This window comes from Pseudomonas sp. (genome assembly GCF_048269965.1).
In the GTDB taxonomy this organism is placed as follows: Bacteria; Pseudomonadota; Gammaproteobacteria; order Pseudomonadales; family Pseudomonadaceae; genus Aquipseudomonas.
The window spans coordinates 1-26648 of record NZ_JBLWTV010000008.1 but is presented as its reverse complement, the minus strand read 5'-3'; the positions used below and the strand labels follow the sequence as shown (position 1 = coordinate 26648).

Genomic DNA, 26648 nt, shown 5'->3' with positions numbered 1-26648 from the left:
CTGCCTGAGTTGAAAGAAATCCACTCAGTGACTCCGACATCACGGTGAGAAACTCACCGCCAGAGGGGCCCGGCGTCACGCGGTGCGAAGACTAGCGTTTAATCCGGAAAGCCTCAAGCGTGGGTTAGCTGTTGCAGACACCGCCCGTTTCTAATAGACCCAGACCTCGACGCGGCGATTGCGGATGCGGCCGCTGTCCTGATCATTGGCCGCCACCGGCAGCTCGCTGCCCAGGCCTGTGATCTCGCGGAACAGCACACCCTGCTTGGCCAGTTCCCGGCGCACGGCCATCGCCCGCAGCTTGGAGAGCAGTTCGGCGCGCTCGGGATCACTCTTGGGGTCGCCGAAGCCGACCAGTGCCACCTTGTTCCTCAGCTTGTCGTGCTGCTTGAGGTAGTCCATTACGCGTTGCAGGTCCCGATAGGCCTTGTTGTCCAGGGTCGCGCTGCCTTCCTGAAAGCGAAAGTTCACCGACAGACGCTGCGCCTGCTCGGCGAGCTGGCGGTAGTCGTCCGGCATCTGCGCTTGCGGGGCGACCTTTACCGCCTGGACGGTCTGGGCAATGAAGCCGGTGTTGTCGACGATCGCCTGGCCGCGAGGGCTGTGAGCGAAGTCGATCAATGCGCGGGCCCAGGGGTTCTCCAGTTGCGGATCGTTGTAGATGAACAGGCGGCGAGCCAGCGGGTAATCCTCGGTGGCGATCAGCGTGGTAGTCGGCAGCATCGGATGCGACTCGCCTGCCGCCACGGCGACGGCCTTGGCCTGGCGAATGTAGGGCAGGCCGATGAAACCGATGCCGTTAGGGTCGCTGCTGACCAGGTCGGAGAGCTGGTTGCTGGACTCGAAGCGCCGGGCGTTCGCGGCCAGTGCCCGTGCGCCAGGCGCCAGGACCAGCTCCTTGAAAGTGTCGTAGGTGCCGGAGTTGTCGTCGCGTGCGTACGGCTGCACCTTGCCAGGCTTGCCGCCAAGGGCGGCCCAGTCGCTGATCTCGCCGGAGAACAACTGGGCGATCTGATCAACGCTCAGGGCGCTGATCGGGTTGCCGGGGTGGACGATGATCGCCAGGCCGTCGATGGCGATGATCTGTTCGCTCTGCGGGCTGTGCAGATCGCCCAGGTTCGCCAGGTTGGCGGCCTCGCTGTTCTTGATCGGGCGAGACGAGGCGGCCAGGTCGGTGCTGCCATTGTGCAGCGAGGCGAAGCCGGTGCTGGAACCATGGGCGGCCACTTCGACGATCACGCTGCGACCATCGGCCTGGCGGGCCACGATGCGCTGCTCGTTTTCCCGGGCGCCGTCTTCACTGCGGATATCGCGCAGGCCTTGGGCTTCGAACAGCCCCTTGACCAGCTCCGGGCCGAGCTTGGCACCAATGGTGTTGGAGCCCTGGATGCGCAGCACCGGTTGGTTACCCTGGGAAGCGGGCAGGGCGGCGAACACGGAAAGGGGCAGGGCGTAGCAGATGAAGCCGATCAGCAGCAGGGACAGGGTGCGACCCCAGAGGTCACGATCGATGGCAGGCAGGGCGCGCGGCATGCGGCAGGCACCTTCTAGTGGGTGAGAGAAAGTGCCACGCAGATTAAGTCAGTCAGATTGCAGTCATGTTACGGGTGCGGTCTCAGGCCAGTTCCAGCCAGATCGGTGCATGGTCCGATGGCTTGTCCATACCGCGCAGGTCGTAATCGATGCCGGCATCCTTGAGGCGCGCTTGTAGCGGCTGGCTGGCGAGAATCACGTCGATGCGCAGGCCGCGCTTGGGTTCGTCCTCGAAACCGCGGCTGCGGTAGTCGAACCAGCTGAAGCGGTCATTCACGGCGGGGTTGAGATGGCGGAAGCTGTCCACCAGGCCCCAGCTCTTGAGGGTTGCCAGCCACTCGCGTTCTTCTGGCAGGAAGCTGCACTTGCCGGTTTTCAGCCAGCGCAGGCGATTGGGCTCGCCGATGCCGATGTCGCAATCTTCCGGGCTGATGTTGATATCGCCCATCACCACCAGCGCCTGCTGTGGATCGAAGCGCTCCACCAGCAATTGCTGCAGGTCGGCGTAGAAGCGCTGCTTGGCCGGGAATTTCACCGGGTGATCACGGCTTTCGCCCTGCGGAAAATAGCCGTTCATGACGGTGACCGGGTTGCCATTGGCATCGGCGAAGGTGCCGTAGATGAAGCGGCGCTGAGCATCTTCTGCATCGCCGGGAAAACCCTTGTGCAGGCTCAGTGGCTCCTGGCGCGAGAGCAGGGCGACACCGTAGTGGCCTTTCTGGCCGTGGTAATGCACGTGGTAGCCGAGCTGGCGGATCTCGGCTTCGGGGAACTGCTCATCGGCCACCTTGGTTTCCTGCAGGCCGATCACGTCCGGCTGGTGTTTTTCGATCAAGGCTTGCAATTGATGAGGGCGCGCACGCAGGCCGTTGATATTGAAGGAGACGATTTTCATGGGCAGCAGGTCCTGGGCTGACGGGTATGCCACGAGAGACACCCCGGATGACGAACGCCTGCGCAGCATGCCCTCCCTCATCCGGCGCTTCGCGCCACCTTCTGCCGGAGGGCGAAGGGTGCAAGGAGGACGTCGCTGCGTGACTTTCAGATTGAACGGCGATGCTAGCCGATCCTCGGCGCTCGCGGCCAGCGCCTGGCGGGTGTCATGCGCTGGTGCTAAGTTGGCTGGAACGCGCTTGACCCACAACGCATAACAACAGAGGTCCGCCATGCCCAACAACGCTCCAGCAGAAGTGCGCATGCTCGATGGGGGTTACGCCCGCGAGGTCCGTTCGCTGCTCTACCATGCCTATCGTCATGAGCCGACCTTCGCTTATCTGTTCGACGCGCAGCGACCGGGTTTTGATCAGCGTGTACGCGCGACGATTCGCGAACTGGTGCAGCGGCACTTCGCCGAAGATCTGCCGGCCATCGGCCTGCTGATCGATGATCGTCTGATCGGCGCGGCACTGATCGCTCCACCGCAGCGCCGCCTGGATATCACCGAAAGCTGGGGTTGGCGTCTGCGCATGCTGCTGAGCACCGGCTTCAGCTGCACCAAGCGCTATCTCGAATACCACGATGCGGTGCTTACCAGTCTGCCGCCCGGGCCTTACCACGTGCTGCCGCTACTGGGTATTCACCCCGAGTTTCAGGGGCAACATCGCGGCGAGCAGTTGCTCGAAGCGCTGCATGACTGGTGCGCGCAGGACAGCGGCTCGCAAGGCGTAGTGCTGGACACCGGCAATGCTCGCTATCTGGAGTTCTACCGGCGCCAGGGCTACGAGGAAATCGGCGAGCTGGCCATTGGCCCGGTGGTCGAACACGTGTTCTTTCACCCCAACCCGCAACCGGTGGTCAGAGCCAGCGCCTGAACTCCGGCTGGCTGGCGCACATGCAACGGCTCTGGCAAGGGCTCTGCTCCGTGGTAGCATCCTCCGCCATGAGTGTATATGGACATTTTCGGTGCAGCCTGGCGCTGCTGCTGATCAGTACCGGCGCTTTCGCAGCGGGCGAGCTGGACGTACGAATCACCCCGAACAATTCGGCTCTCAAGGCCAATATTGAAGGTTATGTCGGCGCCTTCGACGGGCGCGATGCACAGTCGTTGCGGCGTTTGCGTCGCATCGCCGAGAGCGAGGCCGACAAGGCGGCTCAGGCCCTGGGCTATTACCAGGCGCGCATTCGTAGCCGTATCGAGGAGGGCGAAACGCCGCGCCTGGTGCTCGAGGTGGAGCCAGGCGAACGCATTCGCCTGCGCAACGTCGACATCCGCATCGAAGGTCCGGCCAGGGAACTGCCAGCCTTTCGCGTCCCCAGTGCCAGCCGCTTGAAAGCCGGTTCGGCGCTCAACCATGGACGTTACGAAGACGCCAAACGGCTGATCCAGAATCAGGCCTCGCGCTACGGCTTCTTCGACGGTCGATTCTCGCGGCAGCGCCTGGAAATCGATCCGCCGGCCGGGATTGCCGATATCGAACTGGTGTTCGTCAGCGGGCCGCGCTACAGCCTGGGCGATATCGCCTTCAGCGGCGACTTCCCGTTCGATGAAGAGTTGCTGCTGCGCATGGTGCCGTTCGAGGCGGACACACCTTACGACTCCGAGTTGATCGCCGAGCTGTATCAGGCGCTGCAGTCCAGCGGCTATTTCGAGTCGGTACGGGTCGATGCCATCCCGACCCAGGCCGACCAGTTGCGCATTCCCGTGGCGGTGGCGCTGCAGGTGCGTGAGCCGCGCAGCATGGGGCTGGGGCTGGGATTTTCCACCGACGTCGGGCCGCGCCTGCGTGCCAACTGGACGCGTCACTGGCGCAATCCGCAGGGGCATAGCTACGGGGTTGAAAGCGAATTGTCCGCCCCGCGGCAGAACGTCGGTCTGTGGTACGACATTCCCGGTGATCCGCCGCTGACCGACAAGCTGCGCCTGGCCGGCGGCTATCAATATGAAGAACTGGCCAGCAAGGACAGCCTGAGCCGGCTGCTCACCCTCGGCCCGGAATGGTACAGCCAGCGTCCCGGTGGCTGGCAACGCGTGCTGTCGGTGAAATGGCAGCGTGAGGAATATCGCCTGGGTGACGATTCAGGGCTGAGCACCCTGTTGATGCCGGGCGTCAGCTATTCGTTGCTGCACAGCGACAACCGCCTCGACCCGAACCAGGGCTATCGTGTGCAGTTCGACCTGAGCGGCGCTGTCGATGGCGTGCTGTCCGATGCCAATGTGCTGCATGGCAATGTGATGCTCAAGGGCCTGACCACCGTATTCGACAATCATCGCCTGTTGGGTCGGGTGCAGTTCGGCGGTACTGAAACCAATGGGTTCTCCGCCGTACCGCCGTCGCTGCGTTTCTTCGCCGGTGGCGATCAGAGTGTGCGCGGCTACGACTACCAGAGCCTGTCGCCGGAGAATAACCAGGGCGACAAGATCGGTGGCCGCTACCTGTTCGCCGCCAGTGCCGAGTACCAGTACAGCCTCACCGACAAATGGCGTCTGGCGACCTTCATCGACCAGGGCAATTCCTTCAATTCGCTGGACATTCCCACCTTGAAGACCGGGGTCGGCTTCGGCGTGCGTTGGGTTTCGCCGGTTGGCCCGCTGCGCCTGGACCTCGCCCATGCGCTGGATGACGACGGCGGCGTACGCCTGCATTTCTCCATGGGGCCTGAGCTATGACCCGGCGCCTGCTGAAAGGCCTGGCTGCCGGCCTGTTGTGTCTGGTGCTGGTGGTCGTCGCCCTGTTGTGGACGCTGCTCGGCACCCAGGCGGGCAGCCGCTGGCTGCTGGCGCAGGTGCCGGGCCTGCAGGTCGACAGCTTCGCCGGGCGCCTGGGCGGTGCCTGGCAGGCGGATGCGCTGATCTGGCAGCAGGGCGAGCTGCGTGTGGAGTTGCAGCAGCTGGATATGGCCTGGTCGCCGTCCTGTCTGTTGCGTCTGACGCTGTGCGTCGAGCGTCTGCATCTGCAGCAGGCGGCACTAAACCTGCCGCCAAACGGTGAACCGAGCAGCGAACCGCTGAGCCTGCCGAATCTCAAACTGCCACTGCGCTTGCAGATGGGCGATATTCAGCTGGGCGAACTGCGTCTGGACGGCCAGGCGCAACTGAGCGATCTGCAACTGATCGCCAGTTGGAACGAGCAGGGCATGGAGCTGCAGCGCCTGGCCTTGCAGCGCGATGACCTGAGCCTGGACGTCAGCGGTCAACTGACACCGCAGGGCAATTGGCCGATGGCCCTGAGCGGCCGCCTGCAGTTGCCGGAAGTCGATGGCAAGGCCTGGCAGGTGGCGCTGCAGGTGGGCGGCGAATTGCAACGCAGCTTGAAGGTCGAGGCCGATAGCAGCGGCTATCTCGACGCCCGTCTCGAAGGGCAGGTGCAGGCGCTGGCCGAGCATCTGCCCGCCGAACTGCGCCTGACCAGCCAGGATTTCCAGGCCAGCAGCGCCTTGCCGCAGACGCTGCACCTGCAGGCGCTGACCTTGTCGGCAAAGGGAGATCTGAGCAGCGGCTATCGAATCGACGGTAGCGCCAATCTGCCCGCCGAGCAGGCGTCGATGCCGCTGAGCTTGCGCGGACGGGTCGATGCCAAGGGCGCGGACATCGAATTGCTGCGTATCGAGGCCGAGGATCAGCAGCACCTGCAGCTCACCGGAGTGCTGGCCTGGAGCGAGGCGTTTCAGGCCGACGCCACGCTCGACTGGCTGGACTTCCCCTGGCAGCGCTTGTACCCGCTGGACCAGCCGCCGCCCGTGGCACTGCAGCAACTTCAGGCCGAAGTCAGCTACAGCGAAGGCAATTACCTGGGGAATTTCGCCGCGCAATTGCAGGGGCCGGCGGGGGACTTCAGCCTGAGCAGTCCGGTCAGTGGCGATCTCGAGCAGGTCAGTCTGCCGCAACTGCAGCTGGTGGCCGGCCAGGGTCGCGCCGAGGGTGTGGTCAAGGTCGGTTTTGCCGAAGGTTTCGACTGGCAGGCCATGCTGCAGCTTCGCGCCCTCGACCCGGGTTACTGGCTGGCGCAGATGCCGGGCAGCCTCGCCGGTCCGCTGAACAGCTCGGGCAGCTTCAATGCCGGTGCGCTACAGGCCACGGCCAATATCGACCTCAATGGCCGCCTGCGTGGCCAGCCGGCGCAATTGCAGATAAAGGGTGCCGGCGCTGGTGAGCAGTGGCAGCTCGAGCGGCTGCTGGTGCGCATGGGCGACAACCGGATCAGCGGCAAGGGCTCGCTGGATTCGCGTCTGCGGGGGCAGTTGGAGCTGGCCTTGCCGCGTCTTGGACGGCTCTGGCCCGGTCTGCAAGGGCAGATGCAGGGCCAACTGTCCCTGGCCGGCACCTTGCAGGCGCCGCAAGGCCAGCTTGCGCTGAGCGGTGAGCGCCTGGCCTTTGGTGACCCCAGCCTGCGGCGCCTGCAACTGGACGCGACGCTGGATGCCCGTCAGCAGGCGCGCATCGCCTTGAACGTGCGCGGTATCCGCATTGGCGACACCTATCTTGGGCGCTTGCAGGCCGATGGCCGTGGCGATCAGCGCCGCCAGGCGCTGGAGGTGGAGTTGCAAGGCCCGCTGCTGCAACTGGCCCTGGCCCTGGACGGCAGCCTCAACGAGCAGGGCGATTGGCGCGGGCGCATCGCCAGTGGTCGCGTGCAGAGCGGTGGCCAGGACTGGCAACTGCAGCAGGCTGCGACGCTGGAGCGCCTGGCCAGCGGCCGCCTGAATCTCGGCGCGCATTGCTGGCAAGCCGGCGATGCCAGCCTGTGCGGCGGGCAGCAACGGCTGATGCCGCAGCCCAGCCTGGACTGGCGTCTGCAGAATTTCCCCCTGGCCAGCCTGCAACCCTGGCTGCCTGAGGATTTCGCCTGGCAGGGGCGCCTGGATGGTCAGCTCAAGGTCGATCTACCCGAGAGCGGCCCCAATGGCCAAGTCGTGCTCGATGCCGGTGCTGGCAATCTGCGTATTCGTCAGCCGGATGAAGAGCAGTGGCTGGATTTTCCTTACGACAGCCTGCGTCTGGACAGCACGCTGCGCCCGCGACGGGTAGAAAGCCAACTGCGTTTCGTCAGCGCCCGCCTGGGTGAGTTGGTGTTGCAAGCGCAGATCGATCCGCGCCCGGCGAGCAAGCCGGTCAGCGGTGAGTTTCGTCTTGGTGGTTTCGATCTGGCCGTACTGCGTCCTTTCGTGCCGATGGCGGAAAAGCTTGAAGGCAAACTGCAGGGCAACGGCAGCATAACCGGCCATCTGCTGGACCCCCAGATCAATGGCCAATTGCGTCTGGATGGCGGCGAGCTGTCCGGGAGCGAACTGCCGATCAGCCTGGAGAACCTGCAGTTGCAGGCGTTGATCGCGGGCGAGCAGGTGCAGCTCTCCGGCGACTGGCGCAGCGGTGAGCAGGGGCGTGGCAATCTGCGTGGCGAACTGACCTGGGCCGAGGGGCTGAGCGGTGACCTGGCGGTGCAGGGGCAGCGCTTGCCGGTGAAGGTCGAGCCCTATGCCGAGCTGGAAGTCGAGCCCGATCTGCAATTGCAGCTGCGCGCCCAGCGTCTGGCCGTCAGCGGCAAGGTGGGTGTGCCGCGTGGCCTGATCAGCGTACGTGAACTGCCGCCTTCCACCGTCAAGGTCTCCGCTGATGCGCGGGTGGTCGGGCGTGAAGTGCCCGAGGTCGAGCAGGGCCTGGGTATCGCCATGGATGTCGATGTCGAAGTGGGGCAGGACAAGCTGGCGTTCAGCGGTTTCGGTCTGACTGCCGACCTGCGTGGGCGTGTGCACATCGGCGATAACCTCGATACCCGCGGTGAGCTGGATCTGGTCAAGGGGCGCTATAGCGCCTACGGCCAGCGCCTGACCATTCGGCGCGCGCGCCTGTTGTTCACCGGACCTATCGATCAGCCGTTTCTCGATGTGGAAGCGATTCGCCGGGTTGACACGGTGGTGGCCGGTATTCGCCTGTCCGGCAGTGCCGAGCGGCCCAGTACCACGGTCTTCGCCGAACCGGCCATGAGCCAGGAGCAGGCGCTGTCCTATCTGGTGCTGGGCCGGCCTGTGGGGCAAGGTGCGGGTGACAACAGCATGCTCGGTCAGGCCGCGCTGGCGCTCGGTCTGGCTGGTAGCAGCTCCATCACCACCAGCCTGGCAAACAGCCTGGGCATTCAGGATTTCCAGCTCGACACCGAGGGCAGTGGCGTGACGACCAGCGTGGTGGCCAGCGGCAATATCACCGAGCGGCTCAGTCTTCGTTATGGCGTAGGCGTGTTCGAGCCGGCCAACACCATCGCCTTGCGTTACGAGCTGAGCCGGCGTCTTTATCTGGAAGCGGCCAGCGGCCTGGCCAGTTCGCTCGACCTGTTCTATCGACGGGATTTCTGATGATCGCGCGATCTCTTGCTAAATCCCTACTCGGCTGCGGGTGTATCGCCGGCGCTTCTGCGCTAGTCTGGTCGCATGGTCGGGCCGTGACCTGCCATTCGATGGACCCTTCGCCTCGGCGAATCCCATGTCACACTTTTGCCCTTCAACTCCCTGAACGATAAGGAAACTCCCATGGCGCAAGTCACTCTCAAAGGCAACCCGGTGCAGGTCGATGGTCAACTGCCGCAGGCCGGCCAACAGGCGCCCGCCTTCAGCCTGGTCGCTGGTGACCTGAGCGACGTCACCCTGGCCAGCCTGGCCGGCAAGCGCAAGGTGCTGAACATCTTCCCCAGCGTCGACACCCCGACCTGCGCCACCTCCGTGCGCAAGTTCAACGCCGAGGCCGGCCAACTGAACAACACCGTGGTGCTGTGCATCTCCGCCGATCTGCCATTCGCCCAGGCGCGCTTCTGCGGTGCCGAAGGCCTGGACAGCGTGGTCAACCTGTCTTCCCTGCGTGGCGCCGACTTCCTCAAGAACTACGGCGTGGCCATTGCCAGCGGCCCGCTGACCGGCCTGGCTGCTCGTGCGGTAGTCGTGTTGGATGAAAACGACAAGGTGCTGCACAGCGAGCTGGTCGGCGAAATCGCCGACGAGCCGAACTATGCAGCTGCCCTGGCCGTGCTCAAGTAAGCGGCAAGCAAAAAAACGGACGGCCTGCCTCGCAGGCCGTTTTTATTTGTGTACTCAGGCGAACCTTCGGGGCACTGCCAGCTCAAGAATTTATCGCGGACACAAACACTTAGTAACGTAAGGGGAGGGTAAAAAGCGGGTAAATGGGCTTTGCTTGACGCGGGCCAGTGCTTATCGTGCCGACTCCCATCAAAAGTGATATTGCGCCTGCCATGTCGAATGCTTCCCCTTCCTCCTCGAATTCCTCCCGCCAATGGCTGATCGGCCTGACGCTGCTCGCCATTTTGCTTCTGCTGCTGTGGTGGTTCTGGCCGAGCGAGCCAGAAAGCCAGCAGATGGGCCGTGGTCGCTTCGGCGACATGGGCCCGGTGCCGGTACGTCTGGCCGAGGTCAGGCAGGGTGAGTTCGCCATCGAGCTCAAGGCACTCGGCACGGTAACGTCCTACAACACGGTCAATGTGCGTTCGCGGGTCGATGGGGAACTGGTCAAGGTGCTGTTCGACGAGGGGCAGCAGGTCAAGGCCGGCGACCTGCTGGCGGTGATCGACCCACGCCCTTATCAGGTGGCCTTGCAGCAGGCGCAGGGGGCGCTGCAGGAAAACCAGGCACAGCTGAAGAATGCCGAGCTGGATCTGCAGCGCTACAAGGGCCTGTACGACGAAGACAGCATCGCCAGGCAGACCCTGGACACCCAGCAGGCGCTGGTCAATCAGTACCGTGGCAGCCTGCAGAGCAACCAGGCCGACGTCGCCACGGCCAAGCTCAACCTCGACTTCACCCAGATTCGCGCCCCCATCGACGGTCGTCTGGGGCTGCGCCAGCTGGATGTCGGCAATCTGGTCAGCAGCGGTGATACCACGCCGCTGGTGGTGATAACCCAGGCCGATCCCATCTCGGTGATCTTCACCATCCCCGAGGGTGACCTGCCTGCCGTGCTGCAGCGCCGCCGCGACGGCGCCACTTTGGCCGTCGAGGCCTGGGACCGTGGCGAGCGCCTGAAACTGGCCGAAGGCGTGCTGGAAAGCCTGGATAACCAGATCGACACCACCACCGGTACGGTCAAGCTCAAGGCGCGCTTCGACAACGCCGAGCAGATGCTCTTCCCCAATCAGTTCGTCAACGTGCGTCTGCGCGTTGAAACCCGCGAGGCCGCCACCATCATTCCGTCCGCTGCGGTGCAGTTCGGCACTCAGGGCACCTTCGTCTATGTCGTGGGTGACGATAACAAGGTGAGCATCCGCCCGGTCACCATCGTGGCCAGCGATGCTGAACGCAGCATGGTCAACGAGGGCGTGCAGCAGGGCGAACGGCTGGTCATGGAAGGTACCGACCGCCTGCGTGACGGCAGCGAAGTGGAGGTGGTCGACCCGACTGCCGTGCAGGAATCCGGCAGCGAAGGGCAGGGGGAGCCCAGCCGGGCCGCCGCGCGGAACGACGCATGAACATCTCCCGTCCCTTCATCCTGCGGCCGGTCGCCACCACGCTGTTGATGGTGGCGATCTTCCTCAGCGGCCTGATCGCCTATCGCCTGCTGCCGGTGTCGGCGCTGCCGGAGGTGGATTATCCGACCATCCGCGTGCTGACCCTGTACCCCGGCGCCAGCCCGGATGTGATGACCAGTGCCGTGACGGCGCCGCTGGAGCGCCAGTTCGGGCAGATGGCCGGGCTCAAGCAGATGTCCTCGACCAGCTCGGGCGGCGCGTCGGTGATCACCCTGCGCTTCAACCTGGACGTTTCCCTGGCGGTGGCCGAGCAGGAGGTGCAGGCGGCGATCAACGCGGCGAGCAACCTGCTGCCCGGCGATCTGCCGGCGCCGCCGGTGTACAACAAGGTCAACCCGGCCGACACGCCGGTACTGACCCTGGCGATAAGTTCGGCGACGATGCCGCTGCCGCAGGTCAACGATCTGGTCGATACCCGGCTGGCGCAGAAACTGGCGCAAACCAGCGGTGTCGGCCTGGTGACCCTGGCCGGCGGGCAGCGTCCGGCGGTGCGCATTCGCGTCAACCCGGAGGCACTCGCTTCCTATGGGCTCAGCCTTGCCGACGTGCGCAGCCTGATCACCGCCAGCAACGTCAACCAGCCCAAGGGTAACTTCGATGGCCCCACGCGGGTATCCCAGCTCGATGCCAACGACCAGCTGAAATCCGTCGAGGAATACCGCGAGCTGATCCTCCACTACGAGAACGGCTCGGCGCTGCGTCTGAAGGATGTCGCCGAGATCATCGATGGCGCCGAGAACGAGCGCCTGGCTGCCTGGGCCAACCGCAATCAGGCGGTGCTGGTCAACGTGCAGCGCCAACCCGGTGCCAACGTGATCGACGTGGTCGATCGCATCCAGACCCTGCTGCCGCACCTGACCGAAGGCCTGCCGGCTAGCGTCGAGGTCAAGGTGCTGACCGACCGTACGCAGACCATCCGTGCCGCTGTACGTGACGTGCAGCACGAGCTGCTGCTGGCCATCGCCCTGGTGGTGATGGTGACGTTCCTGTTCCTGCGCAAGCTGTCGGCGACCATCATCCCGTCCATCGTCGTGCCGCTGTCGCTGATTGGCACCTTCGGCGTGATGTACCTGGCAGGCTTCACCATCAACAACCTGACGCTGATGGCGCTGACCATCGCCACCGGTTTCGTGGTCGACGACGCCATCGTCATGCTGGAGAACATCGCCCGACATCTGGAGGAGGGGGAGACGCCGCTGAACGCTGCGCTCAAGGGCGCCCGGCAGATCGGCTTCACCCTGGTCTCGCTGACCCTGTCGCTGATCGCCGTACTGATTCCGTTGCTGTTCATGGCCGATGTGGTCGGCCGCCTGTTCCGCGAGTTCGCCATCACCCTGGCCGTGGCCATCATGATTTCCCTGGTGGTGTCGCTGACTCTCACGCCGATGATGTGCGCGCGCCTGCTCAAGGCCGAGAAACCCGAGCAGGAAGGGCGCTTCTATCGTGCCGCCGGTGGCGCCATCGATGCGATGATCGAGCGCTATGGCGTGTGGTTGCAGTGGGTGCTCAAGCATCAGCCGCTGACCCTGTTGGTGGCCGTGGCGACCCTGGGGCTGACCGTGCTGCTGTATGTGGCGGTGCCCAAGGGCTTCTTCCCGGTGCAGGACACCGGCGTGATTCAGGGCATTTCCGAGGCCCCGCAGTCGATCTCCTTTGCTGCCATGAGCGAGCGTCAACAGCGCCTGGCGGATGTGATCCTGCGCGATCCGGCAGTGGCAAGCCTGTCCTCTTCGATTGGCGTGGACGGCGACAACCCGACGCTCAACAGCGGCCGCCTGCTGATCAACCTGAAGACCCACGCCGAGCGCGATGTCACCGCCAGTGAGGTGATCGAGCGTCTGCGTCCGGAGTTGGCGCAGATTCCCGGTATCGAGCTGTTCATGCAGCCGGTGCAGGACCTGACCATCGAAGATCGCATCAGCCGCACCCAGTTCCAGTTCACCCTGGAGTCGCCTGACAGCCAGTTGCTGGAAACCTGGACGCCGCGTCTGGTCGAAGCGCTGCGCGAGCAGCCGGAGCTGACCGACGTGGCCAGCGACCTGCAGAACCGTGGTCTGCAGGTGTACCTGGACATCGACCGCGACGCCGCCGCGCGCCTGGGCATCAACGTTGGCAGCATCGACGATGCCTTGTACGACGCGTTCGGCCAGCGCCAGATCAGCACCATCTACACCCAGGCCAGCCAGTACCGCGTGGTGCTGGAAAGCCGCGATGGCGGGCGCATCGGCCTGGCCGCACTGCGCCAGATTCACGTGGCCACCGGTGACGGCCAGCAGGTGCCATTGTCGTCCCTGGCGCACATAGAGGAGCGCCCGGCCAGCCTGCTGATCAACCATATCGGTCAGTTCCCGGCGGTGACCCTGTCGTTCAACCTGGCGCCGGGCGTCTCGCTGGGCGAGGCGGTTGCCGTGATCGAGCGTGTCGAGCAGGAAATCGGCCTGCCCGGTGGCATCGACACCCAGTTCCAGGGGGCTGCCGAAGCGTTCCGTGCATCGCTGTCGTCGACCTTGCTGCTGATCCTGGCGGCCATCATCACCATGTACATCGTGCTCGGTGTGCTTTACGAGAGTTACATCCACCCGATCACCATCCTTTCCACCCTGCCTTCGGCGGGGGTCGGGGCACTGCTGGCGCTATTGCTGACGGGTAACGACCTGGGATTGATCGCCATCATCGGCATCATCCTGCTGATCGGCATCGTCAAGAAGAACGCGATCATGATGATCGACTTCGCCCTCGAGGCCGAGCGCAACCAGGGCATGGCGCCAGAGGCGGCGATCTACCAGGCGGCGCTGCTGCGCTTTCGGCCGATCCTGATGACCACCCTGGCGGCGCTGTTCGGCGCCATTCCGCTGATGCTCGCCTCGGGCTCCGGCGCCGAGCTGCGCCAGCCGCTGGGCCTGGTGATGGTCGGCGGCCTGCTGGTCAGTCAGGTGCTGACGCTGTTCACCACGCCGGTGATCTACCTGTACTTCGACCGCCTGTCGCGGCGCGTCAGCGGGCGCAGCGCCGCCGGGGTGGCGGTATGAGCCTCCGGCGTGGGAGCGGCTTCAGCCGCGAATTTCCTGCGTCGGCCTGTTCGCGGCTGAAGCCGCTCCTACAGGATTGGCGAAGCCTTGGCGGGGCCCATCACGCATGAACCTCTCCGCGCCTTTCATTCGTCGCCCGGTGGCGACCCTGCTGCTGAGCCTGGCGATCATGCTGCTCGGTGGCGTCAGCTTCGGCCTGCTGCCGGTGGCGCCGCTGCCACAGATGGATTTCCCCACCATCACCGTGCAGGCCAGCCTGCCAGGTGCCAGCCCGCAGATCATGGCGTCGACCGTGGCCACGCCGCTGGAGCGCTCGCTCGGCTCGATCGCCGGGGTCAGCCAGATGAACAGCCGCAGCAGCCAGGGCAGCACGCGGATCATGATCCAGTTCGATCTGGACAAGGACATCAACACCGCCGCGCGCGAGGTCCAGGCGGCGATCAACGCGGCGCGCGAACTGCTGCCCAGCGGCATGCGCACCATGCCCAGCTATCGCAAGATCAACCCGTCGCAGGCACCGATCATGGTGCTGTCGCTGACCAGTGCCACGCTGAACAAGGGCCAGCTGTACGACGTGGCCTCGACCATCCTGGCGCAGAAGCTGTCCCAGGTCGGTGGCGTGGGCGAGGTGCAGGTCGGTGGCAGTTCGCTGCCGGCGGTACGGGTTTCCCTGGAGCCGCGCCTGCTCGATCACTATGGCATCGCGCTGGACGAAGTGCGCCAGACCATCGCGGCCAGCAACGCCCTGCGGCCCAAGGGCGCGGTCGAGGATGCGCAGCGCCGCTGGCAGGTGCAGGCCAGCGATCAGCTGGCCAAGGCCGCCGATTACCTGCCGATGATCATCCGCTACCAGGACGGCGCCGCCGTGCGCCTGGGCGATGTAGCCACGGTTACCGATGGCGTCGAGGACCGCTACAACAGCGGCTTCTACAACGACAAGGAGGCGGTGCTGCTGGTGATCAACCGGCAGAGCGGGGCGAATATCCTGCAGACCATCAGCGACATCCGCGCCGAGCTGCCGGCGCTGCGCGAAGTGATCCCCGCCAGCGTCGAACTGGAGGTGGCGATGGATCGCTCGCCGGTGATCCGCGCCACACTGCATGAGGCCGAGCAGACCCTGCTGATTGCCGTGGGCCTGGTGATCCTGGTGGTGCTGGCGTTCCTCGGGCGCTGGCGCGCAGCGCTGATTCCGGCGCTGGCGGTGCCGGTGTCGCTGATCGGCAGTTTCGCCGCCATGTACCTGCTGGGCTTCTCGCTGAACAACCTGTCGCTGATGGCGCTGATCATCGCCACCGGGCTGGTGGTGGACGATGCCATCGTGGTGCTGGAGAACATCGCCCGGCACATCCATAACGGCGAGAAACCGATGGCAGCGGCCTTCAAAGGCACGCGCGAGGTGGGCTTCACCCTGCTGTCGATGAACCTGTCGCTGGTGGCGGTGTTCATCTCCATCCTGTTCATGGGCGGTATCGTCGAACGGTTGTTCCGCGAGTTCTCCATCACCCTGGCAGTGGCGGTGGTGATTTCCCTGCTGGTGTCGCTGACCTTGACGCCGATGCTGTGCGCGCGCTGGCTCAGGGCCGAGGACGAACAGCCACGCGGACCTCTGCAGCAATGGGGCGACCGCCTGCAGGCACGGATTCTGGCCGTCTACGGGCGTTCGCTGGACTGGGCGCTGCGCCATTCGCTGCTGATGGTGATCAGCCTGCTGGCCACCATCGCGCTGAACGTCTACCTGTTCGTCAGCATCCCCAAGACCTTCATGCCGCAGCAGGATACCGGCCAATTGATCGGGTTCATCCGTGGTGATGACGGCCTGTCGTTCCAGGTCATGCAGCCGAAGATGGAGATCTTCCGCAATGCCGTACTGGCCGACCCGGCGGTGGAAAGCGTCGCGGGCTTTATCGGTGGCTCGGGGGGAATCAACAACGCCTTCATGATCGTGCGGCTGAAGCCGGTGGAGGCGCGCGGCGTGTCGTCGCAGCAGGTCATCAATCGCCTGCGCGCCACTGTGCCGAAGGTGCCCGGTGGGCGCATGTTCCTCATGCCGGATCAGGATCTGCAGATCGGTGGGCGCGAGGGGCGCAGCTCGGAGAACGAATACATGCTGCTCTCGGGCGATCTCGACCTCCTGCGGACGTGGCTGCCGGAGGTGCGTGAGGCGTTGCGCGCGCTGCCCGAGCTGACCGATATCGACGCCAACGAGAACGAGGGCGCCCAGCAGATTCGCCTGGTCGTCGACCGCGAGGCTGCGCAGCGTCTGGGCGTAGAGATGAGCATGATCACCGCCGTGCTCAACAACGCCTTCAGCCAGCGCCAGGTTTCCACCATCTACGAGGCGCTGAACCAGTACAGCGTGGTGATGGAGATCAACCCGCGCTACGCCCAGCATCCCGAGGCGCTGGACCAGATTCAGCTGATCACCGCCGATGGCGCTCGGGTGCCGCTGTCCACCTTCGCCCGCTGGGAACGCAGCCTGGAAGAGGATCGGGTCAACCACCAGGGCCAGTTCGCCGCCGAGAATATCGGCTTCTCCCTGGCCGAGGGCGTCAGCCTGGATAAGGCCAGCCGCGCCATCGAGACCGCCGTGGCGCGGGTCGGCCTGCCCACCGAAGTGCAGGGCATGCTGGGCGGCACTGGCGCTGCGTTCCAGCAGACCCAGGGCAATCAGCCGCTGATGATCCTGCTGGCACTGGTGGTGGTGTACATCGTGCTGGGCGTGCTCTACGAGAGCTACGTGCACCCGCTGACCATCCTCTCGACCTTGCCGTCTGCCGGGGTTGGCGCCTTGCTCGCGCTGCAACTGGTCGGCATGGAGTTCAGCCTGATTTCGCTGCTGGGGCTGTTCCTGCTGATCGGTATCGTCAAGAAGAACGCCATTCTGATGGTCGATCTGGCCCTGCAACTGGAGCGGGGCGAACGCCTCAGCCCGCAGGAGTCCATTCGTCAGGCCTGCCTGCTGCGTTTCCGGCCGATCATGATGACTACCCTGGCCGCGATTCTTGGCGCCTTGCCGCTGGTGCTGGGCAGTGCCGAGGGTTCTGAAATGCGCCAGCCGCTGGGTATCACCATCGTCGGTGGCCTGGTGTTGAGCCAGATGCTGACCCTCTACACCACTCCGGTGGTCTACCTCTACTTCGACCGCCTGCGCCATCGCGTCAACCGCTGGCGCGGCGTGCGCACCGATGCTTCGTTGGAAAATCCGCTATGAACCAAGTTACTTTCGCCCGAACCCTCGTCTCCTTGCTGCTGGCCGGCGTGCTTGGCGGCTGCACCCTGGGCCCTGATTACCAGCGCCCCGAACTGGCGGCACCTGTGCAGTTCAAACAGGTCGAGGGCTGGAAGGCGGCCGCGCCGGCAGACGCCCTGGAGCGTGGCAACTGGTGGGCACTGTATGGTGATGCCGAGCTCGATGCGCTGGCCGAGCGCCTGCAGCTGTCCAACCAGAACCTGGCGGCAGCCGAGGCCCAGTACCGCCAGGCGCGCGCACTGGTGCGCGGTGCGCGGGCCAGCTTCTACCCAACGCTGTCCGGCAGCGCCGGGGTGACCCGAGCCGGGCAGGGCGGCGGTGACAGCACCCTCCGTACCGCCGATGGCGTCACCGTCAGCGGTTCTGGAGCATCGAGCATTTCCAAGAGCTATGACCTCAGCCTCAATGCAGCCTGGGAGCTGGATATCTGGGGCAAGCTGCGCCGGGGCCTGGAGGCCAGCCGCGCCGAATTCGAGGCCAGCGCCGCCGACCTTGCCGCTGCGCGGCTGAGTCTGCAGAGCGAGTTGGTGCAGAACTACCTGCAACTGCGCATTCTCGATGAGCAGAAGCGTTTGCTCGACGCGACAGTGGCCGCCTACGCGCGCTCGCTGCGCCTGACCGAGAACCAGTATCGGGCCGGCATCGTGCCCAGGTCCGACGTGAGCCAGGCCACCACCCAGCTCAAGAGCACGCAGGCGCAGGCCATCGATCTCGAGTGGCAGCGCGCGCAGCTCGAACATGCCATTGCCGTGCTGGTCGGCGTCAGCCCGGCGGAGCTGTCCATCGCACCGCGCGAAAGTCTGCCAGCTTTGCCCGAGGTACCCGTGGCGCTGCCGTCGCAGTTGCTCGAACGCCGCCCTGACGTTGCCGCTGCCGAACGCCGGGTGATGGCGGCCAACGCGCAGATCGGCGTGGCGGAGGCAGCCTGGTTCCCCGACCTGAGCATCTCGGCCGGCGGTGGCTATCGTGGCAGCAGCTTCGCCGACTGGATCGAGGTGCCAAACCGCTTCTGGTCGCTTGGCCCGCAACTGGCACTGACCCTGTTCGACGGCGGCGCGCGACGTGCGGAGCTGGAGCGCAGCGAAGCCGCCTATGACCAGACCGTGGCGCAATACCGCCAGGCCGTGCTGGACAGCTTCCGTGAGGTGGAGGATTACCTGGTGCAGCTGCGCGTGCTGGAGCAGGAGAGCGGGGTGCAGCAGGAGGCGCTGGATGCGGCGCGTGAGTCGCTGCGCCTGATCGAGAACCAGTACCGTGCCGGTACCGTCGACTACAACAGCGTGGTCACCGTGCAGGCGACCGCACTGAACAACGAGCGCAGCAACCTCACGCTTCTCGGTAGCCGACTGACGGCCAGTGTGCAGTTGATCGCTGCCCTGGGTGGCGGCTGGCAGGTGGAGCGACTGCAGCAGGCGCCTTAGTCTGTGAAGGGAGCAAGCAACCGGCACGGCGGTTTTCCGCCATGCCGGCTGAGAGTCACTCGCGATGCTTGCGGTTCACCGTCTGCGCCGCCTTGATCACGTCACTGCCAATCTGCCCTTCGAACTGTTGCCATACCGGACGCATCGCATCGCGCCAGGCCTGACGCTGCTCGGCCGTCAGGTTGATGACCTGGCTGCGACCGGAATCCACGATGCGCTGGCGATCGGCCTGGTTGGCGGCTTCGGCCTGTTTGTTCACCGCGTAGGTGACCTCATCGATGATGCCTTCCAGCTCCATGCGGATCTGATGCGGGATGCCGTACCAGAAGCGCGAATTGCTCACCAGCATGTAGTCCAGCACGCCATGGTTGGTTTCGCTGATGAAGGGCTGCACTTCATGCAGCTTCTGGCTGTAGATGTTCGACCAGGGATTTTCCGCCCCCTGCACCTGGCCACTCTGCAGCGCCTTGAAGACTTCGGAGAAGGGCAGTTTCTGACTATTTGCGCCCACCTGACCGAATTGTGCCTGCAGCACCGCCGAGGGCTGAATGCGGAAGCTCAGACCATTGGCATCCCCGGGCATGTTCAGCGCGCGAGTGGCGGAAAGCTGCTTCATGCCGTTATGCCAGTAAGCCAGGCCGACAATATTGTGCTCTTCCATCGAGCGCAGCAGTTGGCGGCCCTTGGCGCGTTTCTGGAAACGGTTGACCGCATCCAGATCATCGAACAGGAACGGCAGGTCGAACACCTGCAGTTGCTTGGTGTACTGCTCGAACTTCGCCAGAGACGGCGCCAGCAACTGAACATCGTTGTTGCGCAGCGCTTCCAGCTCGTTGGCGTCGCCGTAGAGGCTGGAGTTCGGGTAGACCTCGACCTTCACCTTGCCGGCCAGACGTTCCTCGACCAGCTGCTTGAACAGCAGCGCGCCCTGGCCCTTGGGAGTGGCATCGGCCACGACGTGCGAGAACTTGATCAGGATAGGTTCATCGGCCAGCGCGCTGGTGGCGCTGAGAGAGGCGCACGCCATGGCGCACACGGCCATGGCACGAAGGGTATTGAACATACTGCTTCCTTTTCTTCTTATCAGGTTGCGGAGCCTTTTCGGCCACGTCGTGTTGGTCACTTTGGCGGTCGCTCAGTCCCTGGTAGCTATCGTGGCTTGAGCGAAGCTGGCGACTTACCATCGCAAGGCTTATGCCAGTGTGGCGAACTTCCGCCAAGGCTGTCTGGCGTGTGGAAAGGGGTGTGACGTGTCGCACAGTGGGTGGCGGATATCCGCCATGTCCATGCCGGGCGAAAGCGGAAACTTGCCGGTTTCAGCGAAAACCTTGTGGGTTCGGTCAGCCTGTTATCCTGCGGCCCATGATTGAAATCGAGGAGTGATGCGATGAGTTGGTCCGCCCAGCAGTATTCCCTGTTCGAACGCCAGCGTACCCGCCCTGTGCATGATCTGCTGGCGGCGGTGCCGCGTGATGACCTCGAGCTGGCTGTCGACCTGGGCTGCGGCCCCGGTAATTCAACTGCCGTATTGCAATCTCATGCGCCACAAGCGCGGGTGATAGGTATCGACAGCAGTGAAGACATGCTGCGGGCAGCGCGTCAGCGGCTGCCCCAGGTTAGCTTCCAGTTGGCGGATATCCAGCACTGGCGGGCCGACAGCGCACCGCAGCTGATCCTGGCCAATGCCTCGCTGCAATGGCTGCCCGATCACGCGCAGCTCTACCCGAGGTTGCTGGCGCAACTGGCGCCGGGTGGCTGGCTGGCGACCCAGACACCGGACAACCTGCAGGAGCCGGCGCATCGCCTGGCCCGTGAAGTGGCCGCCGAAGGACCTTGGGCTGCGCGAATCGGCGAGGTGCGCCATGCCGAGCGGCACAGTGCGCAAGCCTACTACGACATCCTCGGCGCCCAGGCCTGCGAACTGGATATCTGGCGTACCACCTACTTCCATGTGCTGGACAATGCCACGGCGGTGGTGCAGTGGTTCAAGTCAACGGCGTTGCTGCCGTTCCTGCAGCCGCTGGATGCCGAGCAGCAGGCTGCTTTCCTCGAGCGTTATCAGGCGGCGATCAGCGAAGCCTATCCGGCGCAGGCCGATGGTCGGGTGTTGCTGCCATTTCCGCGTCTGTTTCTGGTGGCCCGGCGCTAGCCCGGATTCAATCCGGGGCAGGTGACTGTCGCGGCTGAAGCCCCTCCCACGGAGTTCATGATGACCTGTGGGAGGGGCTTTAGCCGCGACTATCAAAAGCACAAGCCCCGCAGTTAGCGGGGCTTTTCGTTCATATGCGCACCCTGTTTACGTCCCAGCATCCAGCAAGGCCAAGGTCTGCGCGGCGTCTGTGTCCGACACCATCCTCCGGCGTGCCGGTGCAGCAATGAAAAAACGGGTATTCAAGTGGGGCGTGCCACCTGCCAGAGATACCCGTCACGGCGTTGGCCGGTCTCCAGATCTGCCGGGCCACGCCTTGTGATAAGCCGTGCAAGCTCAGTGATGAACGCAACCTCTGTATAGAAATCCGCCCGAGTGACAGTAAGTTCTGGCGATACCGCAACAAGATCGAGCTTTAAGAAAAATCTTATATATCGCTGGGTTTTTATCACCTACAAAGCGTCGCTGGGCCGGAGTTCAGGTCATAGCGCGCATCGACTATCGCCAATAGCAGCGCCTACGGCATTACCTGCCGTATCGACGATGGCCTCAACCAGGCCATCGTCGATGCCTGCCTGCTGCCCGACAGCGGCGCGCGCAACATCGACAGCCTGCTCAACCAGCAAATCCTGCCGGTGCTGAGCCAGCAACTGCTGCAGCGCCAAGCCAGCCAGCGCCAAGCCACCGCCGTCAGCCTGGGTTACAGCGCTGACGACGGCATCGCCCTGGCATTCAGCGAAGAGCCCTTGGCTCTCGAACGCGCGGAGGTCTGATCCATGCTCAGCGAGATACGCCCCTTCTTCGACCACAGCCGGCATAGGCTCACGGTGGCTGACCAGAGCGCCCCGTTGGACGTGCTCGCGTTTTCCGGCACCGAGGCACTCAGCGAGACCTTCTGCTACGCCATCGAGGTGACCAGCCCGAGTCTCGACATTGCCGCCGACACCCTGCTCGGCAAGGAGGCCAGCTTCAGTCTGCACGCAGCGCCGCCCGCGCTGATCATTCGCGGCTACACGCCGCCAGCGCTCGCGCCGCTGCGCACCTTGCACGGGGTCATCACAGGATTCCGGCGGCTTTCGGCCTCCAGGGACGAAGCCCGTTACGAGCTCAGGCTGGAGCCGCGCCTGTCGCTGCTGGACAAGACCTGCCAGTACCGCATCTACCAGAACCAGAGCGTGCCCGAGGTGGTGGAAACCATCCTGCGGCGACATGGCTGGCGCGGGCAGGATTTTCTCATCGACCTCGGCAGAACCTACAAGCAGCATGACCAACTGCTGCAGTACGGCGAGTCGGACCTGGCCTACATCAAGCGGCTCTGCGCCGAGCGCGGCATCTGGTTCAGCTTCAGCATGGACGCGCGCTTGAGAATCGACGTGGTCGAGTTCAAGGACTCGCCCATGCACTACCAACGTGATATCAGCCTGCCGCTGCGGCCCCTGAGCGGGCTGCAAGCCACCGGCCAGGATGCCGTCTGGGACCTGCAGGCCAGCCACCAGGTCGTCCAGCAAGTGGTCAGCACCCGCGCCTACTACTCGCGCGATGCCGGCGCCAACCTTGACGGCCAGGCCGACCTGACGCGTGGCGCCGCCACCACCTACGGCGAGGCCTACCACTACGCCGACGAGCACTACCAGAGCCTCGGCGATCCCCATGCCCGTGGCGATGAGGAAGACCACGCCGAGAGCGGCGTCTTCTACGCGCAGCTGGCCCACGAGCGCTACCTGAATGACCAGCTCCGCCTGAGCGGTGCCAGCAGCGACGCCGCCCTGGCCCCCGGCTGGGTGCTCAAGGTGACAGGCGGCGCACCGGCAGCGTTCAGCCAAGGCGCGCTGATCGTCCGCAGCCACTGCACGGCTGCCCGTGATCGCAGCTTCGACCTCCGCTTCGAAGCCATCCCCGACGGCCACATCGCCTTCCGCCCGCCGGTGCCGAGCAAGCCGCGCATCGCCGGCACCGTGCCCGCGCGCATCACCAGCCCGCAGCGCAACGACCCCTACAGCCATATCGATGGACAAGGGCGCTACCGCGTCAACTTCCTGTTCGACCGGGATACCTGGCCAGCCGGCCGCGAGAGCATGTGGCTGCGCCTGGCGCGGCCCTATGCCGGCGACACCTACGGCTTGCACATGCCCTTGCTGGCCGGCACCGAAGTGGCGGTGGCCTTCGAGCAGGGCGACCCGGATAGGCCGTTCATCGCCCATGCCCTGCACACCAACCTCGAGCCTGACCACGTCACCATCCACAACCACAAGCGCAACGTACTGAGAACGCCCACCAACAACAAAATTCGCCTGGACGACACGCGCGGGCAGGAACACATCAAGGTCAGCACCGAGTACTCCGGCAAGAGCCAGCTCAACCTGGGGCATCTGGTGGATGCCAAGAAGCAGAAACGCGGCGAAGGCTTCGAGCTGCGCACCGATGGCTGGGGCTCGGTGCGCGCCGGCAAGGGTGTGTTCATCAGTGCCGATGTGCAGCCCGGAGCGCAGGGGCAAGTACTCGCCATGCAGGAAGCCGTCGCTCGGCTCAAGCAGGCCGGCGATGAAATCCGGAAGCTCTCCGCCGACGCTGAAACCGCCAAAGCCGACCCGGCGGATGTTCAGGCGCAGTTGACCCTGCTCAGCGAACGCCTGGACAACCTGCAAGCCGCGGTGGCGCTGATCAGCGCCCCGCAGGGCATTGCCGTGACCAGCGGCCAGCACCTGCAACTGGCCGCCGAGCGCAATCTGATGCTCAACGCCGGCAACGAAGCCGACATCAGCGTGGTCAAGCGCCTGTTCATCGGCGTGGGCGAAGGCCTGAGCCTGTTCGTGCGCAAGCTGGGCATGAAGCTCATCGCCAACCAGGGTGCGGTGCAGATTCAGGCGCAGAACGACCGCATGGAAATTCTCGCGCGCATGGGGCTGGACATCGTCAGCAGCGAGGATGAAATCCATATCACCGCGAAGAAGAAAATCCTCCTCAACGCCGCTGGCACCTACATCGCCCTTGACCAGCACGGTATCGAGTCCGGCACCCAGGGCGACTACCTGATCAAGTCGGCGCAGTTCGATCATCAAGGGCCGGCCAGCATGCTGGCTACGCATCCCGAGTATCCGAAGCTCGAATCCGCGCAGCGCATAAAGGTCCGCATATCGCGAGCGCCCGGCGCGCTGCAATCAAACTGGGCGGGTATGCCTTACACCCTATTCGCTGATGGTGCGCCAATTGAGCAGGGCGTTCTGGACCAAACCGGCTTCCTGACCTTCGAGCATCAGGTGATTACCCGCCAGTACCGGCTGGAGATGGCCAATGGCGTCACCTACCAGATTCCAGTGCCCGAGGAGTACCGCAATCCCGAGCAGGGGCACTTGGCCAATCGTGGCTTCAACCATCACCCCGCGGCCAGCGACGATCCCGAGATCGGCCTGCCCGCTTCGCACACAGATCATCGCAACGACTACGCCGGGCTACTGGAAGAAAAGAACAAGCGCAAAGGAGAAGCCTCATGAAGCCGCGCGAAATTGTCGCCCCGCTGGCGCTGAAGCACACCCAGGAAGTGATGTGCATGAACCCCTGGTTCGTCTTCGACACCGAATACCGGCCCCTGCCTGCCACCTACAAGCCTTTGATCAATGGCGAGGAAGCCTTTCACGCCGTACATAAAGCCATCGCCAATGCGAAGAAGTCCGTGGACATCATTTGCTGGGGCTTTCAGCCCTCGATGTACTTCATTCGTGATGGCGAGCACCCAAGCATTGGCGAACTGCTCATGGCCAAGGCAAAGGACAAGAAAAACCCGGTGCGTGTGCGAATCCTGGGTTGGGAAGCACCTTTCAATTTGACGGGAAAGGCGACGGGGGAATCCAACCTGCCGGGCAAGGGGACGGTGCGAATCGGTGACCGCGAGGGGCAAACCGCCACAGACGAACAATATGCCTTTGACCGCCACTGGTTCCGTGAGTGTTCCGCCTGGGGTCTGGAGGCGACGTTTTGGACCAAGGATTGCCCGGTGTTCGTCAGCCGTGGCTTCGACCCGCTGCAACGCGCCGAAATCGCCTATCAGGCGGCTCTGCACAGCCTTGACCCGGACCTCAGCAAAACGACGATATCTATGATGGCTGGGGCCCCCAGCCACCACCAGAAGACGGTTCTTGTCGATTACGAAGTCCCCGAGCTTGCCGTCGGTTTCGTCATGGGCCACAACATGCTTGACGAGTATTGGGACACTGACCAGCACTCGGCCTGGGGGCGTACCTACACCGACCGACCTCTCCCCAACCGAGGTGCGCGCGGTCGCCTGCCGCGCCAGGATATTTCCTGCCGTGTCACCGGGCCGATACTGGCACACCTGCACCACAATTTCGCCTCCTCCTGGCGTCGGGAAACCGGAGAAGACCTCTTTCTATCGCGCAACGCCGATACAGTCGCGCAGCAGTTGCCGCTGGGCGAGGAAGACGCGTTGACCATGGCCCAACTTCTGCGCACCCAACCTCAGGAAGGCAAGCGCGATATTGAGCAGCTCTACTTGCAGGCGATCAACAACGCCACCCAGTTCATCTACATCGAAAACCAGTACTTCCGCTGGCCGGCCCTGGCAGAGGCCATCCTGAACGTCGCCAAGGTCCAGACCAACAAGGGTCGAGACCCCGGCACTCATGGCGCCTTGCACCTGTTCGTGGTCACCAACGCCAACAAGGACGGTGTGGGCCCCGGCATCGTCAACACCCAGCGCATGCTCGAACTGTTGGGCCGCGAAGACGGTATGCCCAGCGTCACCAAGCTGCGTCGTATCGAACAGGCCAAACAGCGTGCCGCCAAGTTCGAGCCTGCCTGGTCTGAGCGCGTCGAGCGCAAGGTCATTGAGTGGGCGACAGCGCTACCTGATGCCCTGAGCGGGACAGACTTGGGTGAAAGAGCGCGTGACGCGCAGCGCGAGGTCGACGAGCGCGCGCGTCTACGCCAGATCGAACTCGAACAGGAAATCGAAGCCATCGAGCGGAACCCGGTCCAGCGCCCAGCGGAGCGTCCCGGCCTGAAGGTCCATATCTGCTCCCTGGTGGCCAACGACTCTCCTGCTGGTGCCTGGATGCCGGTGTACATCCACTCCAAGCTGCTGATCGTCGATGACGTCTTCACCACCCACGGCTCGGCCAATATCAACACCCGCAGCATGCAGGTGGACAGCGAGATGAATATCGCCCACGAGAATGCCGAGGTGACTCAGCCCATGCGGCAGCGCCTCTGGAGTCTGCATACCCGTGGGAAGGGGGCGCAGGATGACCCGAAACAGGCGTTCGACGAATGGGGTGAGATCCTCAATAGAAACAAAGCCCTTCAGAACGACAAGAGGAATGGTGTGCCCGATGCCCCCATCATCGAGTTCTTCTATGACCCGACAACGCTGGAGAACAAGGATTGATGTACCGACTGTTTCTGCTCGTCTGTCTGCTGCTCGCTGGCTGTGATTCCGGCAGCGCCGTCACTGTTCCGCAAAAGGATTTCACCGTGGACCCGCTTACCCAGATTCGCGCCAACCTGGCCTTCACCTGTAAACATGAAGACTTCCCGACGCCCACGGCGGACAGCGACACGTTGTTCCACTACGCCCGCTGGTTGCAGAAGAACAACCAGCTCAAGGAAGACCCGGCGGTGGATGTGCAGGTCGAGTGGCTTTACCGCATCGCTGCCGAGCACGGCCATGCCAAGGCCAATATCAACCTGCAGAACGGTGCCCGGCAGGGCTTTTTCAAGCTGTACAGCAGCGAACGTATGCGCCTGACCGAGCAACTGATCGACGCCAGGCTCGGTGCCGGCTATGCC

Annotated in this window: 14 protein-coding genes and 2 pseudogenes; 13 read left to right on the top strand and 3 right to left on the bottom strand. The window is 64.2% G+C overall.

Annotation, left to right across the window (positions count from 1 at the left end; all coding sequences use genetic code 11):
- Positions 1-150 precede the first annotated feature (150 nt).
- The gene (locus ACN0X6_RS11245) at positions 151-1533 is read right to left on the bottom strand and encodes a substrate-binding domain-containing protein (protein WP_417703964.1); all 1383 of its coding nucleotides are present in this window, start codon (positions 1531-1533) and stop codon (positions 151-153) included.
- Positions 1534-1615: 82 nt separating this feature from the next.
- Positions 1616-2428, bottom strand: coding sequence for an exodeoxyribonuclease III (gene xthA, locus ACN0X6_RS11240; RefSeq protein WP_417703963.1), 813 nt, complete (start codon positions 2426-2428; stop codon positions 1616-1618).
- 271 nt (positions 2429-2699) lie between these two features.
- Between xthA and ACN0X6_RS11235 the strand changes: the two genes are divergently transcribed.
- The 8 genes from ACN0X6_RS11235 (at position 2700) to ACN0X6_RS11200 (ending at position 18697) form a co-directional block, all read left to right on the top strand.
- Positions 2700-3344: a GNAT family N-acetyltransferase gene (locus ACN0X6_RS11235; RefSeq protein WP_417703961.1), complete on the top strand. Its 645-nt coding sequence runs from the start codon at positions 2700-2702 to the stop codon at positions 3342-3344.
- A gap of 68 nt (positions 3345-3412) precedes the next feature.
- Positions 3413-5140 (top strand): autotransporter assembly complex protein TamA, encoded by a 1728-nt coding sequence (locus ACN0X6_RS11230; protein ID WP_417703960.1) that lies wholly within the window; start codon positions 3413-3415, stop codon positions 5138-5140.
- Entirely contained in the window at positions 5137-8820 is a 3684-nt protein-coding gene (locus ACN0X6_RS11225; protein WP_417703958.1) for a translocation/assembly module TamB domain-containing protein, read from the top strand. Before ACN0X6_RS11230 ends, ACN0X6_RS11225 begins: the two co-directional genes overlap by 4 nt.
- 174 nt (positions 8821-8994) lie before the next feature.
- Positions 8995-9495 carry a thiol peroxidase gene (gene tpx, locus ACN0X6_RS11220; RefSeq protein ID WP_417703957.1) on the top strand — a complete coding sequence of 167 codons (501 nt, stop codon included), beginning with the start codon at positions 8995-8997 and terminating at the stop codon, positions 9493-9495.
- A gap of 212 nt (positions 9496-9707) precedes the next feature.
- Positions 9708-10937 carry an MdtA/MuxA family multidrug efflux RND transporter periplasmic adaptor subunit gene (locus tag ACN0X6_RS11215; RefSeq protein WP_417703955.1) on the top strand — a complete coding sequence of 410 codons (1230 nt, stop codon included), beginning with the start codon at positions 9708-9710 and terminating at the stop codon, positions 10935-10937.
- Positions 10934-14026, top strand: a complete 3093-nt coding sequence (locus tag ACN0X6_RS11210; protein ID WP_417703953.1) for an MdtB/MuxB family multidrug efflux RND transporter permease subunit — start codon at positions 10934-10936, stop codon at positions 14024-14026. The genes ACN0X6_RS11215 and ACN0X6_RS11210 overlap by 4 nt, the downstream gene beginning before the upstream one ends.
- Positions 14027-14132: 106 nt before the next feature.
- Entirely contained in the window at positions 14133-17237 is a 3105-nt protein-coding gene (locus ACN0X6_RS11205; RefSeq protein ID WP_417703951.1) for an efflux RND transporter permease subunit, read from the top strand.
- A complete protein-coding gene (locus tag ACN0X6_RS11200) occupies positions 17234-18697 on the top strand; it encodes an efflux transporter outer membrane subunit (protein WP_417703950.1) in 1464 nt (487 codons plus the stop codon). Before ACN0X6_RS11205 ends, ACN0X6_RS11200 begins: the two co-directional genes overlap by 4 nt.
- A 55-nt stretch (positions 18698-18752) precedes the next feature.
- Here the strand turns inward: ACN0X6_RS11200 and ACN0X6_RS11195 are convergent, their stop codons facing one another.
- Positions 18753-19760 carry a TRAP transporter substrate-binding protein gene (locus ACN0X6_RS11195; protein ID WP_417703948.1) on the bottom strand — a complete coding sequence of 336 codons (1008 nt, stop codon included), beginning with the start codon at positions 19758-19760 and terminating at the stop codon, positions 18753-18755.
- 324 nt (positions 19761-20084) lie between these two features.
- Between ACN0X6_RS11195 and tam the strand changes: the two genes are divergently transcribed.
- From tam to ACN0X6_RS11170, 5 genes and pseudogenes are all read left to right on the top strand, one after another.
- Positions 20085-20846: a trans-aconitate 2-methyltransferase gene (gene tam / locus ACN0X6_RS11190; protein WP_417703946.1), complete on the top strand. Its 762-nt coding sequence runs from the start codon at positions 20085-20087 to the stop codon at positions 20844-20846.
- 518 nt (positions 20847-21364) lie between these two features.
- A pseudogene (locus tag ACN0X6_RS11185) lies at positions 21365-21619 on the top strand (hypothetical protein); the annotation flags it as partial.
- Positions 21620-21622: 3 nt separating this feature from the next.
- Entirely contained in the window at positions 21623-24337 is a 2715-nt protein-coding gene (locus tag ACN0X6_RS11180; RefSeq protein WP_417703944.1) for a type VI secretion system Vgr family protein, read from the top strand.
- Complete coding sequence (locus ACN0X6_RS11175; protein WP_417703942.1) at positions 24334-26247, top strand: phospholipase D-like domain-containing protein; 1914 nt, start codon at positions 24334-24336, stop codon at positions 26245-26247. Before ACN0X6_RS11180 ends, ACN0X6_RS11175 begins: the two co-directional genes overlap by 4 nt.
- Positions 26247-26648, top strand: a pseudogene (locus ACN0X6_RS11170) (sel1 repeat family protein); the annotation flags it as partial. The gene ACN0X6_RS11175 and the pseudogene ACN0X6_RS11170, both read left to right, overlap by 1 nt.

Bases quoted from the DNA above. Each gene is read 5' to 3' on its own strand.
- ACN0X6_RS11225 (WP_417703958.1), top strand. From the start codon at position 5,137: ATGACCCGGCGCCTGCTGAAAGGCCTGGCTGCCGGCCTGTTGTGTCTG.
- ACN0X6_RS11230 (WP_417703960.1), top strand. From the start codon at position 3,413: ATGAGTGTATATGGACATTTTCGGTGCAGCCTGGCGCTGCTGCTGATC.
- ACN0X6_RS11195 (WP_417703948.1), bottom strand. From the start codon at position 19,760: ATGTTCAATACCCTTCGTGCCATGGCCGTGTGCGCCATGGCGTGCGCC.
- ACN0X6_RS11180 (WP_417703944.1), top strand. From the start codon at position 21,623: ATGCTCAGCGAGATACGCCCCTTCTTCGACCACAGCCGGCATAGGCTC.
- ACN0X6_RS11215 (WP_417703955.1), top strand. From the start codon at position 9,708: ATGTCGAATGCTTCCCCTTCCTCCTCGAATTCCTCCCGCCAATGGCTG.
- ACN0X6_RS11175 (WP_417703942.1), top strand. From the start codon at position 24,334: ATGAAGCCGCGCGAAATTGTCGCCCCGCTGGCGCTGAAGCACACCCAG.
- ACN0X6_RS11245 (WP_417703964.1), bottom strand. From the start codon at position 1,533: ATGCCGCGCGCCCTGCCTGCCATCGATCGTGACCTCTGGGGTCGCACC.
- ACN0X6_RS11200 (WP_417703950.1), top strand. From the start codon at position 17,234: ATGAACCAAGTTACTTTCGCCCGAACCCTCGTCTCCTTGCTGCTGGCC.
- tpx (WP_417703957.1), top strand. From the start codon at position 8,995: ATGGCGCAAGTCACTCTCAAAGGCAACCCGGTGCAGGTCGATGGTCAA.
- xthA (WP_417703963.1), bottom strand. From the start codon at position 2,428: ATGAAAATCGTCTCCTTCAATATCAACGGCCTGCGTGCGCGCCCTCAT.
- ACN0X6_RS11210 (WP_417703953.1), top strand. From the start codon at position 10,934: ATGAACATCTCCCGTCCCTTCATCCTGCGGCCGGTCGCCACCACGCTG.
- ACN0X6_RS11205 (WP_417703951.1), top strand. From the start codon at position 14,133: ATGAACCTCTCCGCGCCTTTCATTCGTCGCCCGGTGGCGACCCTGCTG.
- tam (WP_417703946.1), top strand. From the start codon at position 20,085: ATGAGTTGGTCCGCCCAGCAGTATTCCCTGTTCGAACGCCAGCGTACC.
- ACN0X6_RS11235 (WP_417703961.1), top strand. From the start codon at position 2,700: ATGCCCAACAACGCTCCAGCAGAAGTGCGCATGCTCGATGGGGGTTAC.